This is a genomic window from Kitasatospora sp. NPDC002522, from assembly GCF_053595195.1.
The window spans coordinates 124,376-141,932 of sequence record NZ_JBSFXE010000015.1 but is presented as its reverse complement, the minus strand read 5'-3'; the positions used below and the strand labels follow the sequence as shown (position 1 = coordinate 141,932).

The 17,557-nt window shown below is 72.9% G+C and carries 15 protein-coding genes; 9 read left to right on the top strand and 6 right to left on the bottom strand.

Annotated features, from left to right (window positions below):
* Positions 1-59 precede the first annotated feature (59 nt).
* The gene (locus tag ACWD4U_RS15725; protein WP_363455924.1) at positions 60-731 is read left to right on the top strand and encodes a FadR/GntR family transcriptional regulator; all 672 of its coding nucleotides are present in this window, start codon (positions 60-62) and stop codon (positions 729-731) included.
* A 72-nt stretch (positions 732-803) separates the two neighbouring features.
* Here ACWD4U_RS15725 and fabI read toward each other — a convergent pair whose 3' ends face one another.
* Together fabI and fabG are read right to left on the bottom strand one after the other, a co-directional pair.
* Positions 804-1,571 carry an enoyl-ACP reductase FabI gene (gene fabI / locus ACWD4U_RS15720; RefSeq protein ID WP_363455926.1) on the bottom strand — a complete coding sequence of 256 codons (768 nt, stop codon included), beginning with the start codon at positions 1,569-1,571 and terminating at the stop codon, positions 804-806.
* A gap of 2 nt (positions 1,572-1,573) precedes the next feature.
* Entirely contained in the window at positions 1,574-2,293 is a 720-nt protein-coding gene (gene fabG / locus ACWD4U_RS15715) for a 3-oxoacyl-[acyl-carrier-protein] reductase (protein WP_363455929.1), read from the bottom strand.
* A 243-nt stretch (positions 2,294-2,536) separates the two neighbouring features.
* On the opposite strand from fabG, the gene ACWD4U_RS15710 reads away from it, so the two are divergent.
* From ACWD4U_RS15710 to ACWD4U_RS15680, 7 genes are all read left to right on the top strand, one after another.
* Entirely contained in the window at positions 2,537-3,667 is a 1,131-nt protein-coding gene (locus ACWD4U_RS15710) for an MBL fold metallo-hydrolase (RefSeq protein ID WP_363455932.1), read from the top strand.
* A gap of 117 nt (positions 3,668-3,784) precedes the next feature.
* Positions 3,785-5,350, top strand: a complete 1,566-nt coding sequence (locus tag ACWD4U_RS15705) for a TldD/PmbA family protein (RefSeq protein WP_363455934.1) — start codon at positions 3,785-3,787, stop codon at positions 5,348-5,350.
* The gene (locus ACWD4U_RS15700) at positions 5,350-6,744 is read left to right on the top strand and encodes a metallopeptidase TldD-related protein (RefSeq protein WP_363455937.1); all 1,395 of its coding nucleotides are present in this window, start codon (positions 5,350-5,352) and stop codon (positions 6,742-6,744) included. Before ACWD4U_RS15705 ends, ACWD4U_RS15700 begins: the two co-directional genes overlap by 1 nt.
* A 30-nt stretch (positions 6,745-6,774) precedes the next feature.
* The gene (locus ACWD4U_RS15695) at positions 6,775-7,323 is read left to right on the top strand and encodes an RNA 2'-phosphotransferase (RefSeq protein WP_363455939.1); all 549 of its coding nucleotides are present in this window, start codon (positions 6,775-6,777) and stop codon (positions 7,321-7,323) included.
* A 100-nt stretch (positions 7,324-7,423) separates the two neighbouring features.
* Entirely contained in the window at positions 7,424-7,777 is a 354-nt protein-coding gene (locus ACWD4U_RS15690) for a DUF3099 domain-containing protein (protein WP_363455942.1), read from the top strand.
* Positions 7,778-8,001: 224 nt separating this feature from the next.
* Entirely contained in the window at positions 8,002-8,232 is a 231-nt protein-coding gene (locus ACWD4U_RS15685; protein ID WP_363455945.1) for a hypothetical protein, read from the top strand.
* A 78-nt stretch (positions 8,233-8,310) separates the two neighbouring features.
* Positions 8,311-12,078 carry a tetratricopeptide repeat protein gene (locus ACWD4U_RS15680; RefSeq protein WP_363455947.1) on the top strand — a complete coding sequence of 1,256 codons (3,768 nt, stop codon included), beginning with the start codon at positions 8,311-8,313 and terminating at the stop codon, positions 12,076-12,078.
* A gap of 16 nt (positions 12,079-12,094) precedes the next feature.
* Here the strand turns inward: ACWD4U_RS15680 and moaA are convergent, their stop codons facing one another.
* The 4 genes from moaA to ACWD4U_RS15660 all read right to left on the bottom strand — a co-directional run bounded on the left by moaA (position 12,095) and on the right by ACWD4U_RS15660 (position 16,446).
* Positions 12,095-13,084 (bottom strand): GTP 3',8-cyclase MoaA, encoded by a 990-nt coding sequence (gene moaA / locus ACWD4U_RS15675; protein ID WP_363455950.1) that lies wholly within the window; start codon positions 13,082-13,084, stop codon positions 12,095-12,097.
* Positions 13,085-13,221: 137 nt separating this feature from the next.
* Positions 13,222-14,829 carry a solute symporter family protein gene (locus tag ACWD4U_RS15670; RefSeq protein ID WP_363455953.1) on the bottom strand — a complete coding sequence of 536 codons (1,608 nt, stop codon included), beginning with the start codon at positions 14,827-14,829 and terminating at the stop codon, positions 13,222-13,224.
* Positions 14,826-15,203: a DUF485 domain-containing protein gene (locus ACWD4U_RS15665; protein ID WP_363455956.1), complete on the bottom strand. Its 378-nt coding sequence runs from the start codon at positions 15,201-15,203 to the stop codon at positions 14,826-14,828. The genes ACWD4U_RS15670 and ACWD4U_RS15665 overlap by 4 nt, the downstream gene beginning before the upstream one ends.
* A gap of 199 nt (positions 15,204-15,402) precedes the next feature.
* Positions 15,403-16,446: a zinc-dependent alcohol dehydrogenase family protein gene (locus tag ACWD4U_RS15660; protein WP_363455958.1), complete on the bottom strand. Its 1,044-nt coding sequence runs from the start codon at positions 16,444-16,446 to the stop codon at positions 15,403-15,405.
* 123 nt (positions 16,447-16,569) lie between these two features.
* Between ACWD4U_RS15660 and ACWD4U_RS15655 the strand changes: the two genes are divergently transcribed.
* On the top strand, positions 16,570-17,550 hold the full coding sequence (locus ACWD4U_RS15655; protein WP_363455961.1) for a DEDDh family exonuclease: 981 nt from the start codon (positions 16,570-16,572) through the stop codon (positions 17,548-17,550).
* The last annotated feature ends 7 nt before the right edge of the window (positions 17,551-17,557 follow it).

The following is a 17,557-nucleotide window of genomic DNA, read 5'->3' as shown; positions in this document are numbered from 1 at the left end:
TGGGATGACTTATCGCACGCCGGTATCCTGATGACGTAGACCACAGAAGGAGTCCGACCTTGGCGCTGTCGACCACTCGCCGCACCCCGCTCTCCGACCAGGTGATCGCCCAGCTGCGCTCGCAGATCACCTCGGGCGAATGGCCGGTCGGCTCACGCATCCCCACCGAGGCGGAACTGGTCGACCAGCTCGGCGTCGCCCGCAACACCATTCGCGAGGCCGTCCGAGCGCTCGCCCACAACGGGCTGCTCGACATCCGCCAGGGCTCCGGTACCTACGTCCTCGCCACCAGCGAACTCGCCGGCGTGATGCACCGTCGGTTCGCCGACGCCGACCAGGACCAGGTCGCCGAGCTGCGCGCCACCCTGGAGACCTCGGCCGCGGGCTTCGCCGCGGTCCGCCGCACCGCACGCGACCTCGAACTGCTCGGCTCGGCACTCGAGCGACGCGATGCCGCCTGGCACGCGGGCGACCCGGAGGACTTCATCCAGGCCGACGCCGCATTCCACCAGGCCGTCGTCGCCGCGGCCCACAACGACGTCCTCGCCGCGGTCTACGCCGACCTCGGCGAAGTCCTCCGCGCCCACCTCCGCCACGACGTCGGCCCCGCCCTGCTCCCCCACCGCTGGGTCCCGCACACCGCCATCCTCGACGCCATCCGCGACGGCGACCCCGAACGCGCCTCCACCGAAGCGGGCCGCGCGATCGGCTTCTGCAAGACGGAAAAGTGATGCACTCAGGGAGACCACAACAGGGGCCCTGGGGGCATCCCCCCAGAGCCCCTGACTACCTACCCGTGTGCCTCAGGCGCCGATGGCGTGCAACCCGCCGTCCACGTGGACGATCTCGCCGGTGGTCTTCGGGAACCAGTCGCTGAGCAGGGCGACCACGCCGCGGCCGGCCGGCTCGGGGTCGGTGAGGTCCCACTTGAGCGGGGAGCGGGTCTCCCAGGTGGCGGCGAGGGCCGGGAAGCCGGGGATCGACTTGGCGGCCATCGTGCCGAGCGGGCCGGCCGAGATCAGGTTGCAGCGGATGTCGCGCTCGCCGAGGTAGCGGGCGAGGTAGCGGTTGGTCGACTCGAGGGCGGCCTTCGCCGGGCCCATCCAGTCGTACTGCGGCCAGGCGAACTGCGCGTCGAAGGTCAGGCCGACCACCGAGCCGCCGTCCTGCATGAGCGGGAGGAGCGCCATGGTGAGGGACTTCAGCGAGTACGCGGAGACCTGCATGGCGGTGGCGACGGACTCCCACGGGGTGTCGAGGAAGTTGCCGCCGAGCGCGTCCTGCGGGGCGAAGCCGATGGAGTGGACGATGCCGTCCAGGGTGGGCAGGTGCTCGCGGACCTGGTCGGCGATGCCGGCCAGCTGCTCCGCGCTGGAGACGTCGAGCTCGAGGACCGTGACCGGCTTCGGCAGCTTCTTGGCGATGCGCTCGGTGAGGCTGGGCCGGGGGAAGGCGGTGAGGATGATCTCGGCGCCCTGCTCCTGGGCGAGCTTCGCGGTGTGGAAGGCGATGGAGGACTCCATCAGCACGCCGGTGATCAGGATGCGCTTGCCTTCGAGAATTCCAGTCATGGTCAGTGACCCATGCCCAATCCGCCGTCCACGGGAATGACGGCACCAGTGATGTACGCGGCCTCGTCGGAGGCCAGGAACCGCACGGCCGAGGCGATCTCGGCGGGCGCGGCGTAGCGGCCCAGCGGGACGCCGGAGACGATCTCCTTGCGGCGCTCCTCGCTGAGCACTGCGGTCATGTCGGTGTCGACGAAGCCGGGCGCCACCACGTTGATGGTGATGTTGCGGGAGCCCAGTTCGCGGGCGAGCGAGCGGGCGAACCCGACCAGGCCGGCCTTGGAGGCGGCGTAGTTGGCCTGGCCCGCCGAGCCGCTCAGGCCGACGACCGAGGAGATCAGCACGACGCGGCCCTTGCGCGCGCGCAGCATCTTCGCGGCGGCCCGCTTGACCGTCCGGAAGGTGCCGGTGAGGTTGGTCTCGAGGACGGACGTGAAGTCCTCCTCGGACATGCGCAGCAGCAGGGTGTCCCGGGTGATGCCGGCGTTGGCGACCAGGACCTCGACCGGGCCGTGCGCGGCCTCGATCTCGGTGTACGCGGCCTCGACCTGCGCGGCGTCGGTGATGTCGGCGCGGACCGCGAGGACGTCGTACTTGGCCAGCTCCGCGGGGACCTCGCCCGAACGGCTGGTGATGGCGACCTTGTCGCCCGCCTCGGCGAAGGCCAGCGCGATGGCCAGGCCGATGCCCCGGTTACCTCCGGTGACGAGTACCGAGCGGCTCAACGGTCCACCTTCTCTCTAGATGTGCGCGCGGGCGACGTGCGCGCATACGCCACCTGCGACGCTATCGGTAGGGTGCGAGCTTGGGCGAAGCGGCCTCCGACAGGCGCGCCGGGCGAGATCTGTGGCAATCCGACAATGGGTGGCCCGGTCCGGGGCGGGAACGCGGAGTGCTCGGCGGCCGTTGGCCCGGAGGCGTGTCGGAGAGTCCGGGCGCCGAAGAGCGAGCCGATCGGAGCGGACGCGATGAGTGGTGCAGACCCTGGCCGGTCGGGCCGTCGGGCACTGGTGCTGGCGGCGGGGCTGGCGGTGGCGGGCGCCGCGGCGTGGGCGCTGCGCGGGCTGCCGGCGCAGTTCGGGCGCCGTCCCGACCCGCTGGACGTGCGGGTGCGCACCTCGCCGCAGTTCCGGGACGGGGTGTTCCACAACGCGCCGTCCGAGCTGGCCAGGTCCGCGCCGGGCTTCCCGGACTCGGCGACGCTGCGGCGGATGCTGTTCGAGCGGGACGGCCGGGTGCCGGAGCTGCCGGTGCCGGTGGTCCGCCCGGAGCCGGTGGAGCAGGCCTCGGACGGGGTGGCGGTGACCTGGTTCGGGCACGCCTCGGCGCTGCTGGAGGTCGAGGGCAGCCGGGTGCTGGTGGACCCGATCTGGTCGGACCGCTGCTCGCCCTCGCACCTGGCGGGCCCGAAGCGGCTGCACCCGGTGCCGGTGGAGCTGGCGGCGCTGCCGCCGGTGGACGCGGTGCTGATCTCGCACGACCACTACGACCACCTGGACCTGGACACCGTGCAGCAGCTGGTCGAGCTGCAGTCGGCGCCGTTCGCGGTGCCGCTGGGCATCGGCGGGCACCTGCGCCGCTGGGGCGTGCCGGAGCACCGGATCATCGAGCTGGACTGGGACGAGACCTGCACGCTCGGCGAGCTGACGCTGACGCTGACCGCCGCGCACCACTTCTCCGGCCGCGGCCTGACCCGGAACACCACGCTGTGGGGCTCGTGGGTGATCGCCGGGCAGCAGCGCAAGGTGTTCTTCACCGGCGACTCCGGCTACTTCGAGGGCTTCGCCCGGGTCGGCGAGCAGCACGGCCCGTTCGACGCGGCGCTGATGGCGATCGGCGCGTACGACGACGCCTGGGCGGACATCCACCTCAACCCGGAGGAGGCGGTCCGGGCGCACCTGGAGCTGCGCGGCGGGTTGCTGCTGCCGGTGCACTGGTGCACGTTCAACCTGGCGCCGCACCGCTGGGCGGAGCCGGTGGAGCGGCTGCTGGCGGAGGCGAAGGCGCAGGGCGTGCCGCTGGCGGTGCCGCGGCCGGGTCAGCGGGTCGAGGTGGCCAACCCGCCGGAGTTGGACGGCTGGTGGGAGGCACTGGCCTGACGGTCCGTCAGGGCGCGCGGGGATAATTGCTGGCCGAAACCGCGCTGGCCGGGGATGATGCGATCGGGCGCCCTCGGCCCGGGGGCGGCCTGACGCACCCTCGATCCAGGGAGCCCGATGCCCCCCTCCGCGCTGGACCCCCAGTTCCTCGCCTATCCGCTGCGGCCGCTGGCCGACGCCGCGCTCTCCCGGGCACGGCAACTCGGCGTCGCGCACGCCGACTTCCGCCTGGAGCGGGTCCGCTCGGCGGCCTGGCGGCTGCGCGACGCCCGCCCGGCGGGCTCCTCGGACACCGTGCAGCTGGGCTTCGCCGTCCGGGTGCTGCTGGACGGCGCGTGGGGCTTCGCCGCGGGCGTGGACCTCACCCCGGAGGCGGCCGCGGCGGTGGCCGAGCAGGCGGTCGCGGTGGCCCGGCTGTCCGGCGGGATCAGCCGGGCGGCGGGCTCCGCCGAGCGGGTCGAGCTGGCCCCGGAGCCGGTGTACCCGGACGCCTCGTGGGTCTCCGCGTACGAGGTCAACCCGTTCGAGGTGCCGGACGCCGAGAAGACCGGGCTGCTCGCCGAGTGGAGTTCGCGGCTGCTCGCGGCGGACGGCGTCTCGCACGTGTCGGCGGCGGTGCTGACGGTCCAGGAGAACAAGTTCTACGCGGACACCGCGGGCACCGTCACCACCCAGCAGCGGGTGCGGCTGCACCCGTGGCTGGAGGCGACCAGCGTGGACGAGCGCACCGGCGCCTTCGACTCGATGCGCACCATCGCGCCGCCGGCCGGCCGCGGTTGGGAATATCTCGCGGGGGCTCGGGGGTCATCCCCCGAAGATCGCAGCCCGCGCGGGGTGGGCTGGGACTGGGAGGCCGAACTGGCCGAGCTGCCCGAGCTGCTGGCGCAGAAGATGGCCGCGCCGAGCGTCGCGGCGGGCCGCTACGACCTGGTGATCGACCCGTCCAACCTGTGGCTGACCATCCACGAGTCGATCGGCCACGCCACCGAGCTGGACCGGGCGCTCGGCTACGAGGCCGCCTACGCGGGCACCTCGTTCGCCACCTTCGACCAGCTGGGCTCGCTGAAGTACGGCTCGGAGCTGATGCACGTCACCGGCGACCGGACCGCCGAGCACGGCCTGGCCACCATCGGCTACGACGACGAGGGGGTGGCCACCCAGTCCTGGGACCTGATCCGCGACGGCGTCCTGGTCGGCTACCAACTCGACCGTCCGATGGCGCAGTTGAAGGGCTTCGGGCGCTCCAACGGGTGCGCCTACGCCGACTCCCCGGCGCACGTCCCGGTGCAGCGGATGGCCAACGTCTCGCTGCAGCCCGCGGCCGACGGCCCGGACACCGCGGGCCTGCTCTCCCAGGTGGAGAACGGCCTGTACATCGTCGGCGACCGCTCCTGGTCGATCGACATGCAGCGCTACAACTTCCAGTTCACCGGCCAGCGCGCCTACGCCATCCGCAACGGCGAACTCGCGGGCCAGGTCAAGGACTTCGCCTACCAGGCCACCACCACCGACTTCTGGGGCTCGATGAGCGCCGTCGGCGGCCCGCAGACCTACGTGCTCGGCGGGGCCTTCAACTGCGGCAAGGCCCAGCCGGGCCAGGTCGCCGCGGTCAGCCACGGCTGCCCGTCCGCGCTGTTCCGTCAGGTCAACGTGCTCAACACCCAGCAGGAGGCGGGTCACTGATGTCCCTCACGCACCCCCACGAGCTGGTCGAGCGCGCCCTGGAGCTGTCCCGAGCGGACGGCTGCGTGGTGATCGCCGACGAGGAGTCCACCGCCAACCTGCGCTGGGCCGGCAACGCGCTGACCACCAACGGCGTCACCCGCGGCCGCCGGCTCACCGTGATCGCCACCGTCGACGGCGCGCAGGGCACCGCGGCCGGCGTGGTCGCCCAGGAGGCCGCCACCCTCGACGAGGTGGAGCAGCTGGTGCGCGCCGCCGAGGCCGCCGCCCGGGCCGCCGAACCCGCCGAGGACGCCCAGCCGCTGATCACCGCCCAGGGCGTCGACCCGCGTTTCACCGAACCGCCGGCCACCACCTCCGTCGAGGTGTTCGCCGACTTCGCCCCCGCCCTCGGCGAGGCCTTCGCCCGGGCCCGCGCGGGCGGCGAGCTGCTGTACGGCTTCGCCCGGCACGAGGTGCTCTCCAGCTACCTCGGCACCTCCACCGGCGTCCGGCTGCGGCACGACCAGCCCACCGGCTCGGTCGAGTTGAACGGCAAGACCGCCGACCTCGCCGGCTCCGCCTGGGTCGGCGCGGCCACCCGGGACTTCACCGACGTGGACGTCACCGCCCTGCACGCCGAGGTCACCCGCCGGCTCGGCTGGGGCCGCAAGCGGATCGACCTGCCGGCCGGCCGCTACGAGACCGTCCTGCCGCCGTCCGCCGTCGCCGACCTGATGGTCTACCTCTCCTGGTCGTCCGGCGCGCGGGACGCGATCGAGGGCCGCTCGGTCTTCTCCAAGGCCGGAGGGGGGACCCGGATCGGCGAGCAGCTCAGCCCGCTGCCGCTCACCCTGCGCTCCGACCCCGCCGAACCCGGCCTGCAGGCCGCGCCGTTCGCGCTCACCCGCTCCTCGGGCGAGAACGACTCGGTCTTCGACAACGGCGCGCCGCTCGCCGCCACCGACTGGCTGCGCGAGGGCCGCCTCGCCAACCTGCTGACCACCCGGCACTCGGCCGGCCTGGCCGACCTCCCGCTCACCCCGCCGATCGACAACCTGGTGCTGGAGACCGGCGCGCCCGACGCGCCGACCCTGGACCAGATGATCGCCTCCACCGAGCGCGGCCTGCTGCTCACCTGCCTCTGGTACATCCGCGAGGTCGACCCGGCCACCCTGCTGCTCACCGGCCTGACCCGGGACGGCGTCTACCTGGTCGAGAACGGCGAGGTGGTCGGCGCGGTCAACAACTTCCGCTTCAACGAGTCCCCGGTCGACCTGCTCGGCCGGATCACCGAGGCGGGCCGCACCGAACGCTGCCTGCCCCGCGAGTGGGGCGACTGGTTCACCCGGGCGGCGATGCCGCCGGTCCGGGTGCCCGACTTCAACATGAGCTCGGTCAGTCAGGCCTCCTGACCGGCCGTCGAACGACAACGGGGGACCCCGATGGACGAGAAACGCACCGTCAAGACGTCGAAGATGCTGTCACGCATCCTGCGGCACGACCCGGGAGCGGTCGGGGTCTCCCTGGACGCGGCGGGCTGGGTGGAGATCGACACCCTGCTCGCCGCGCTGGCCCGGCACGGCCGGGCGCTGACCCGGGCCGAGCTCGACCACGTGGTCGCCACCAACAACAAGCGCCGCTTCGCCTACTCCGCGGACGGCCGCTCGATCCGGGCCAGCCAGGGCCACACCGTCGAGGTCGACCTCGGCCTGCCCGTCACCGTCCCGCCCGAGGTGCTGTACCACGGCACCGCCACCCGCACCCTGGGCCCGATCCTGGCCGAGGGCCTGCGCCCGATGGCCCGTCAGGACGTCCACCTCTCGGCCGACACCGACACCGCGGTCCGGGTCGGCTCCCGGCACGGCCGCCCGGTCGTCCTGCGGGTCGACGCGGCGGCGATGGCCGCCGACGGGCACGAGTTCCGGGTCAGCGACAACGGCGTCTGGCTCACCGGCGAGGTTCCGCCGCAGTACCTCGCCCCGCTCGGCTGACGCCCGCGGCGACTCGGCCGACCCCGCGTGGGTCCGCCGGGCGTCAGCGGGGTTACCGTGGTCGACCGTAGGGTGCGCTCACTGACGAAGCGGGTGGAACATGCGCAAGAGCGCGGACGGCGAGGTCTTCCGGATCACCGGAGCCCGCAGCAGCCTGTCCGAGGACGTCCAGGGGCGGCAGCGCCGCTACGTCATCTCCATGCTGATCCGGACGGCCTGCGTCCTGCTCGCCGTGATCCTCTGGGACATCGAACGCTGGCTGGCCTTCGTGGCGCTGACCGGCGGCGTCCTGCTCCCCTACTTCGCGGTCCTGATCGCCAACGCCGGCCGCGAGCGGGCCCCCGGACTGCCCTCCACCTTTGCTTTCGCCCCCGACACGCCGCTGATGCTCGGCCCCGGCGGCACCGGTGGCGGTGGACGCGGCGGGGCGACCGAAACCGGTCCTTCGGAGTGAGGGTTCCTCAACTCGCGCGGATCATATGTCCGTTTATGCAGTGATATGACTGGTGGAAAGCTCAGACGATCCTCAAATTAATCATCAGAGGGACGCACTTCCGGGGCTCCCGCCGTGCCATACTTCCTTAGCGCTCCGCATCCCCCGTCGGAGCGACGGACCGACGCCGGGCAGCTCCCCCCGTGGCTGCCCGGCGTCGTCATGTCCGGGCATAGGATCGGACCATGGACACCGGCGCACACCCCCTCTTCGGCACCCCCACCGGCCCCGACGGCCCGCCGGTCTGCTCCGCCAAGGGCTGCCGCGAAGCCGCCGTCTGGTCCCTCCTGTGGAACAACCCCAAGCTCCACACCCCCGACCGCCGCAAGACCTGGCTCGCCTGCGACGACCACCGCGAGTCCCTCAGCCAGTTCCTCGCGGTCCGCGGCTTCCTCAAGGAAACCGAGCGGTTCTGACCGCCCGGTACGGCTGACAGGCCCCTCCCCCGCTCGCTACCGTCGGTCCTACAGTGCTCGGCTTCCGGGGGGAACCAGATGGCACGCACACCGGGACGGATGTCCCGCGCCGAGGCCCTGCGCCGCCGCGTCGACGCCCAGTTCGTCGGCCGACGCGCCCAACTGGCACTGTTCGCGGACAACCTCGCCAAGAACCCCGACCCGGACGCCGGCACCGATCCGGCCGAATTCCTCTTCCACGTCCGAGGCGTCGGCGGAGTCGGCAAGTCCACGCTGCTCGCCCAGTGGCAGACCGCCACCCGCCGAGCCGGCGGCGTGACCGCCGTGGTCGACGAGACCGCAGTCCACGGCGTGGAGACCGCCCTCACCGCCCTGGCCGCCCAACTCGCCGACCAAGCCGGACCGTTGCGCGACTTCGAGAAGGCCCTGGAGCGATACCAGCGCACCCAGGCGTCCCTGGACCCCGCCTCGGCCGACGGATCGCCTTCGCTCCCGGCCCGGGTGGTGGCCCAGGCGGCCCTGGGCACGGCCAACACCCTCGTCCCCGGCGCGGCCGCGTTCACCACACCGGAGACGGTCGCCCAGGGAACGGACCGGGTGCTCGCGGCCGTGCGCCGCCGCCGCCCCACCGGTGACTCCGAACTCACCCTGCTCAGCCGGGCGTTCGTCACCGAGCTCGGTCGGATCTGCCGGACGGACCGGACCCCGTGGGTGGCCCTGTTCCTCGACACCTGGGAGATCACCGGCCGCCACCTGGACAGCTGGCTGCGCGACCTGATCACCGGTGCCTTCGGCGACCTCCCGCTGGAGGTCCTGATCGTGCTGGCCGGCCGAGACGAACTCGCCGAACGGGACTGGGCCCAGCTGCGGGACGTCGTGGTGGACGTCCGGCTGGAGACCTTCTCCGCACAGGAGGCCCGCGACCTGCTCGCCGGTCGCGGCGTGCACGCCCCGGAGGCGGTGGACGCCATCATCCGGATGTCCCTCGGGCTCCCGCTGCTGCTCGCCCTGTTGGCCGGCACCGAGCCCGGCACCGCGGACGAGGTCACCGACGCCGGGACGGACGCGGTCGACAAGGCCGTCCAGCGCTTCCTGCAATGGATACCCGAGCCAGAACTCCGCGAGACGATCCTGGCCGCGGCGCTGCCGCCCCGGCTGGACCAGGACCTGTTCCGCCGCAGCGTCGACGACCCGGCCGCACCGCACTGGGAGTGGCTGCTCGCCCAACCCTTCGTCTCCGGCCACGACGCCTCCCACCAGTACCACGCGGTGGTCCGGGCCAGCCTGGTCCGCCACCGCCGGATCCGTTCATCGCGCCAGTGGCACGACGGTCACACCCGCCTGGCGCGGCACCACACCGACGCCCGTACCGCCCTCGAACAGACCCTGCCGGGCAACCGGTTCGGTGGCGACGCCCGACACCGCCGCCACCTCCTCGACGAGACCTACCACCTGCTCTGCGCCGACCCGGTGGCCAACCTGTCCGTGGCACTCGAACGCACCGCGGAGGCCGCCGGCCGCCACGCCGACCTGCTCCCCGCCTGGGCCGACACCCTCGACCTCGCCGCCCGGGACAGCGCCGACCCGGCCCTGACGCACTGGGCCGACCGGATCCGCGAGGCCGTCGACGACTGGGACCCGGAGGAGGAGGCGCTCGCCGTGCTCGTCTCCCCCGAACTGCCGCCACGGGTCCGCGCGCACGCCCTGTCGTGGCAGGCGCGCTACCTCATGGTCGGGCGATCGGACGCCGAGGCGCTCGAGCTGCTGGACCAGGCGGTGGCGCTCGCCCCGGGGCTCCCTCAGCCGCTGATCCACCGAGGCCTCGCCCACCACTTCCTGGAGCGGCGGGAAGCGGCGGCGGCCGATCTCGACGCGGCGCTGGGACTGGTCCCGGACTCCGCCGATGCCCTCATGGCCCGGGCCATGGTCCGCACCGCGAGCGGCCGCCCCGACGATGCCGTCGACGACTGTGACCGCGCACTGGCGATCGAACCGGGCGACCCGGCGGTGCTCGGGTTCCGCGCCGCCGCACACCATGCGGCGCAGCGCTGGCCCGAGGCGATCGCGGACTACACCGCCGCCATGGCCATCGATCCGTCGGATGCCTCCCTGTACATCGAGCGGGGTACCACGTACCGGGCGGCCGGCCGACTGGACGAGGCACTCGCGGACCTCACGGTGGGCGTCAGCCGGGGCCACGACGACTGGGCCCTGTACGAACGCGGCGAGGTCCACCGACTCGCGGACCGGTTCGACGACGCGATCACCGATTTCACCGCCGCCCTCGCCGTCAACCCCGCCAACGCCACCGCCCTCGCCCGACGCGGCGCCACCCACCGCCAGGCCGAACGGTACGACGACGCGATCACCGACCTCACCGCCGCCGTCGCCCTGGAGCCCGACTACGCGTGGGCCGTGGCCGAACGCGGCGCCGCGCACCGTCAGGCCGAGCGGTACGACGACGCGATCACCGACCTCACCGCCGCACTCATCCTGGATCCCACGTACACCTGGGCCCTCGGCGTACGCGGCCTGACGTACCGTCAAACCGAGCGGTACGACGACGCGATCGCCGACCTCACCGCCGCACTCACCATCGACCCCGACTACGCATGGGCCCTCAGCGAACGCGGCGAGGTCCACCGACTCGCGGACCGGTTGGACGACGCGATCACCGATTTCACCGCCGCCCTCGCCGTCAACCCCGCCAACGCCACCGCCCTCGCCCGGCGCGGCGCCACCCACCGCCAGGCCGAACGGTACGACGACGCGATCACCGACCTCACCGCCGCACTCACCATCGACCCCGACTACGCATGGGCCCTCAGCGAACGCGGCACCACTCACCGTCAGGCCGAACGGTACGACGACGCGATCACCGACCTCACCGCCGCACTCACCATCGACCCCGACTACGCATGGGCTCTCAGCGAACGCGGCGAGGTCCACCGACTCGCGGACCGGCCGGACGACGCGATCACCGACCTCACCGCCGCACTCGCCATCAACCCCGCCAACGCCGTCACTCTGACCCGGCGCGGTGCCGCCCACCGCCGGGCCGGACGGTACGACGACGCGATCACCGACCTCACCGCCGCACTCACCGTCGACCCCGGCTACACCGTGCCCCTCGGCGTCAGGGGCGATGCGTATCGCGCCGTCGGCCGGCTGGACGAGGCCATGTCCGACCTCGACGCCGCCCTCGCCGCCTCGGCGGCCGGTAGCCTGGATCTCTGGGTACAACTCACGCGCGGGCTGACGCACCGTCTGGCCGGGCGGCTCGACGACGCCGTCGCCGACTTCACCGCCGTGCTCGACATCGACTCATCGTTCGTAGCGGCCGTGAATGCGCGCGGGCTGACGCACCGTCTGGCGGGTCGGCTCGACGACGCATTCGCCGACTTCACCGCCGCCGCGGCCCTTGATCCCACGAATCCCGGACACCGGTGCGACGCCGCGTCGGTCCTCCGCCTCCAGGGGCGGCTCGGCGAGGCTCGCCAGGCCTTGGACGAGGCGGCCGCACAGGATCCGACCAACCTCGACCTCCTGCTGGAGGAGGCCACTCTGCACCTGCACGAGGTGGGGAGGCAAGGGTCGGCCACGGCCTGGAGCGCGTTCCGGGACGCGATGCGGAGCGACGACCCCGGAGCGGCCGGCAGCCAGGCGTTCGGCGTGTTCGTCTACGGCCTGATCGTCGAGGACACCGACATCGCGGCCCTGGTGGCCGAGTTCCTCGACGTCCCGGGTGCCCGGGGGATAGTCGACGTGGCCCGGGCCTGCCTCCACGACCTGCGGGGGACGGACGTGGAAGCGCGGGGCGCGGCCGCCGCCGGGCTGCTGCTCTGATCGGAGGGCGTCGCGGCTATCCGCCGATCGCCGACATCGGGCGCTGCGGCTGGAGGAACTCGGGGTCGTCGATGCCCGCGCCGGCCTTCTTGCCCCACATCGCCGCCCGCCACAGCTCGGCGAGTTCGGCGTCGGTCGCGCCGGCCCGCAGTGCGCCGCGCAGGTCGGTCTCCCCTTCCGCGAACAGGCAGTTGCGGACCTGGCCGTCGGCGGTGAGGCGGGTGCGGTCGCAGGCGCGGCAGAACGGGCGGGTGACCGAGGCGATCACGCCGACCCGGGCGGGGCCGCCGTCGACCAGCCAGCGTTCGGCGGGGGCGGCGCCGCGGACTGACGACGGCTCAGGGGTGAGGTCGAAACGGGAGCGCAGCAGCGTGAGGATCTCCGCGGCGGTGACCATCTGCGAGCGGTCCCAGCCGTGTTGCGCGTCGAGCGGCATCTGCTCGATGAAGCGGAGCTCGTAGCCCCGCTCCAGGCACCACTCCAGCAGCCCGGCGGCCTCGTGCTCGTTGACGCCGCGCATCAGCACCGCGTTGAGCTTGACCGGCCGCAGCCCGGCCTCCTCCGCCGCGGCGAGCCCCGCCAGGACGTCCGCGTGCCGCCGGCGCCGGGTCAGGGCGAAGAAGGTCTCGGGGTCGAGCGTGTCCAGCGAGACGTTCACCCGGTCCAGTCCGGCGTCGCGCAGTCCGGTGGCGACCCGGGCCAGCCCGATGCCGTTGGTGGTGAGCGAGATCTCCGGTCGCGGCGTGAGCGCGGCACAGGCCGTGACGATCGACACCAGCCCGGGCCGCAGCAGCGGCTCGCCGCCGGTGAAGCGGACCTCGCGGACGCCCAGCTCCGCCACCGCCAGGCCGACCAGCCGGACGATCTCCTCGTCCGTGAGCAGCGACGGCTTGCCGAGCCACTGGAGGCCCTCTTCCGGCATGCAGTAGGTGCACCGCAGGTTGCACCGGTCGGTGAGGGAGACCCGCAGGTCGACCGCCTGCCGGCCGTAGGTGTCGAGGAGCATCCCGGCCCGCCTTTCCGCTGGGAGCGGCGGGAACGCCGCCGGCCCGGTCGCCGGGGAGGCGACCGGGCCAGCTTAGCGAGGGACGGGGACGAGTCCCGGGAGCGGTCCGGCCCGTGGGCGCCGGCCGCCCCGACCGGTCAGTGCGCGCCGAGGCCGGTGAGCGAGCGGACCTCGAGCTCGGCGTACTTGGCCGGGTCGGCCTGTTCCTTGGCGAGCAGGGTGCCGAGCCAGCCGGCCAGGAAGCCGACCGGGATGGAGATCAGGCCGGGGTTCTCCAGCGTGAACCAGTGGAAGTCGCTGTGCGGGAAGAGCGAGTTCTTCCCGCCGGAGACCACTGGGGAGAAGATCACCAGGGTGACCGCGGTGATCAGGCCCGCGTAGGTGGAGGAGACCGCGCCGACGGTGTTGAACCGCTTCCAGAACAGCGAGTAGAGCAGGGTCGGCAGGTTGGCCGAGGCGGCCACCGCGAAGGCCAGGGCGACCAGGGCGGCGGCGTTCAGCTTGTCCGCGAAGATCGACAGCAGGATCGCGATCGCACCGATCGCGACGGCGGCGAGCTTGGCGGAGGCGACCTCCTCCTTCTCGCTGGCCTTGCCGCGGCGGATCACGTTGGCGTACAGGTCGTGGGCGAAGGAGGCCGAGGAGGCCAGGGTGAGTCCGGCGACCACGGCGAGGATGGTGGCGAACGCGACCGCGGAGATCACCGCGAGCAGGATCGCGCCGCCGGTGGAGCCGGCCCCGCCGCCGAGCTGTTCGGCGAGCAGCGGCGCGGCGGTGTTGCCGGCCGCGTTGGAGGCCTTGATGGTCTTGGGGCCGACCAAGGCGGCGGCGCCGAAGCCGAGGGCGAGGGTCATCAGGTAGAAGACGCCGATGATGCCGATCGCCCAGAGCACGGACTTCCGGGCGGTCCGCGCGGTGGGGACGGTGTAGAAGCGGACCAGGATGTGCGGCAGTCCGGCGGTGCCGAGGACGAGGGCCAGGCCCAGGCTGATGAAGTCCAGCTTGGTGGTGCCGGTGACGCCGTACTTGAGGCCCGGCTCCAGGAAGGCACTGCCCTTGCCGCTGGCGCTCGCGGCGGCGCCGAGCAGCTCGGAGAGGTTGAAGTGGTACTTGGCGAGGACCAGGACGGTCATCAGCGCGGTGCCGGCGATCAGCAGCACGGCCTTGACGATCTGCACCCAGGTGGTGCCCTTCATGCCGCCGACGGCGACGTAGATCACCATCAGGGCGCCGACCGCTAGGATGGTCCAGCGCTTGGCGCCCTCGCCGCTGACGCCGAGCAGCAGGGCGACCAGCGAGCCGGCGCCGACCATCTGGGCCAGCAGGTAGAAGATCGACACCACGATGGTGGAGATGCCGGCGGCGGTGCGCACCGGGCGCTGGCGCATCCGGAAGGCCAGCACGTCGGCCATGGTGTAGCGGCCGGAGTTGCGCAGCGGTTCGGCGACCAGCAGCAGCGCGACCAGCCAGGCGACCAGGAAGCCGATGGAGTAGAGGAAGCCGTCGTAGCCGAACAGGGCGATGGCGCCGGCGATGCCGAGGAAGGACGCCGCGGACATGTAGTCGCCGGAGATCGCCAGGCCGTTCTGGAAGCCGGTGAAGCCGCGGCCGCCGGCGTAGAAGTCGGCGGCGTCCTTGGTCTGCCGGCCGGCCCAGACGGTGATGCCGAGGGTGGCGAGCACGAAGACCCCGAACAGGATCATGATCAGGGTGCGGTGGTCGCTCGCGGAGCTGGCCAGGTTCATTCGGCAGCCTCCTCGGCCACGGCGGGACGGTCGACCGGCTGGGCCGGGAGCGCGGCCTCGGCGCCCTGGCGGATCCGGTCGGCGGCCGGGTCGAGCCGCGCACCGGCGTAGCGGGCGTACCAGGCGGCGATGGCGAAGGTGCTGACGAACTGCAGGATGCCGAGCACCAGCGCGACGTTGACGTTGCCGACGACCTTGGTGCCCATGAAGCCGGGCGCGTAGCAGGAGAGCAGGACGTAGAGCAGGTACCAGAGGAGGAAACCGGCGGTGACGGGGAAGGCGAACCCCCGGAAGGATCCGCGCAGTTGCTGGAACTCGGGGGATTCCTCAATACGTTGGAACGATTCGGGGACGGTCTCAGGGGGGCGTGCCACGCGGGACTCCTGACGTCTTCGGTACGGCGGACGATCAGATGGACGTGAGGGACGTCACATTGAGTGCGCTGCATGCTAGATCGATGACCGAGCAGCGGATAGCTTCCCCGCGCGATGTGGCCGAAAACTGACCAGAACACGCCACCGGGGCGGCCAGGAAAGGGCCGCCCCGGTGTGATGATCCGTCAATTGGGCTGTCTCAGAAGGCGATTCGCACCTTGAGCGCGGTCCGCTCGTCCATCGCCCGGTACCCCTCCGGGACCTCGTCCAGGCCCACCGTGCGGTCGAACACCCGACCCGGGTCGATCGCGCCGGACAGCACGTCCGGCAGCAGCTCGGGGATGTACGCCCGGGCCGGGGCCACGCCGCCGCGCAGCTGGACGTTCCGGCCGAACATCTGGCCGATGTCGACACCGGCGCTGCCGCCGTGCGGCACGCCGACGTAGCCGACCGCGCCGCCGTCCCGGGCGATCGAGATCGCGGTGCGCATCGACTCCTCGGTGCCGACCGCCTCCAGCACGGCGTGCGCGCCCTGACCGCCGGTCAGCTCGCGCACCGCCTCGATCGCCTGCTCGCCGCGCTCCGCCACCACGTCGGTGGCGCCGAAGGCGCGGGCGATCTCGGTCCGGGCGGGGTGCCGGCCGAGCGCGATGATCCGGCCGGCGCCGAGCCGGTGCGCGGCCAGCACGCCGCACAGCCCGACCGCGCCGTCGCCGACCACCGCGACGGTGGCGCCGGGCCGCACGCCCGCCGAGACCGCCGCGTGGTGGCCGGTGGCCATCACGTCCGAGAGCGCCAGCAGCCCGGGCAGCAGCTGCTCGTCCCCGGCCGCCTCCTTGGGCAGCTTCACCAGGGTGCCGTCCGCGAACGGCACCCGGACCGCCTCGCCCTGTCCGCCGTCCGAGCCGACCTCGCCCCAGAACCCGCCGTGCGGGCAGGAGGTCTGCAGGCCCTCGCGGCAGAAGTCGCACACGCCGTCCGACCAGACGAACGGGGCCACCACCAGGTCGCCGACTGTGACGTCGCGCACCTCGGGGCCGACCTCCTCGACGAAGCCGAGGAACTCGTGCCCGATCCGCTGCCCCGCGACCCGGGCGGCCACCCCGCGGTACGCCCACAGGTCACTGCCGCAGATGCAGGCGTTCAGCACCCGCACGACCGCGTCGGTGGGCCGCTGGATCCGGGCATCGGGCACCTCCTCGATCCTGATGTCCTTGGGTCCGTGGATCACGGTGGCGCGCATGAGGGTTGTCCTTCGTGCTGGGGAGAGGTGCCAGGGTGTCGCACCCTTGTGCCAAGCCTAAGCCGCCACTGGTCTGCGGGAATCGCACTGGGCCGTCCGCCACTGCACGTAGAGTGGTGCGCTATGCACGCGCCATTCCCGTCCTCGCCGTTCCCGGCACAGCGCTCCGGCCCCGGCGAGGGGGCGGCGCGCGGCTTCGCCGTCGTCGACGTGGAGACCACCGGCCTGGGCCGCTCGGACCGGGTGATCTCGGCGGGCGTCTACCAGCTGGACCGGGACGGCGAGGTGACCGGCCACTGGTACACCCTGGTGAACCCGGAGCGGGACCCCGGGCCGGTGTGGATCCACGGCCTGACCAGCGAGGCGCTGGAGGGCGCGCCGACCTTCCCGGAGGTCGCCGAGGAGTTCGCCGAGCAGCTGCGCGGCCGGGTGATGGTCGCTCACAACGCGCTCTTCGACTGGAACATGATCTCCCGTGAGTTCTCCCGGGCCGGGCTGCGCGCCCCGGTCGAGCAACGGCTGTGCACCATGGTGCTCGCCCGCGACCTGGCCCTGCCGCTGCCGAACGGCAAGCTCGCCTCGCTGGCCGCGCACTTCGGGGTCCGCCAGCGCCAGGCGCACCACGCGCTGGACGACGCCCGGGTGCTCGCCGAGGTGTTCCGGCCCTCGCTGCGGCTGGCCCGCGACGGCGGGGTGCCGCTGCCGCTGACCACCTGTGTGGCCGTCACCGACCTGGGCGAGTCCGACGCCGCGCCGGCGGGCGGCCGCGCCTGGAGCAGCTCGTACCGGCCGAGCCGCAAGCGCCCGCCGTGCCCGTACCCGAACCCGGGCCGCTGGGCGGACGGCAACCCGCTGGTGCAGGGCATGCGGGTGGCGATCACCGGCGACACCGCCACCGACCGGGAGCTGCTGGAGGACCGCGCGATCGAGGCCGGCCTGCACATCGCGGGCTCGGTCAGCCGGCTCACCAGCCTGCTGGTCACCAACGAGCCGAGCTCGTGGAGCGGCAAGGCCCGCAAGGCCCGCGAGTACGGCACCCCGGTGCTCGGCGAGGACGCGTTCCTGCACCTGTTGCGGGAGGTCGCGCCGCACCCCGGTGCGTGACGCGGCG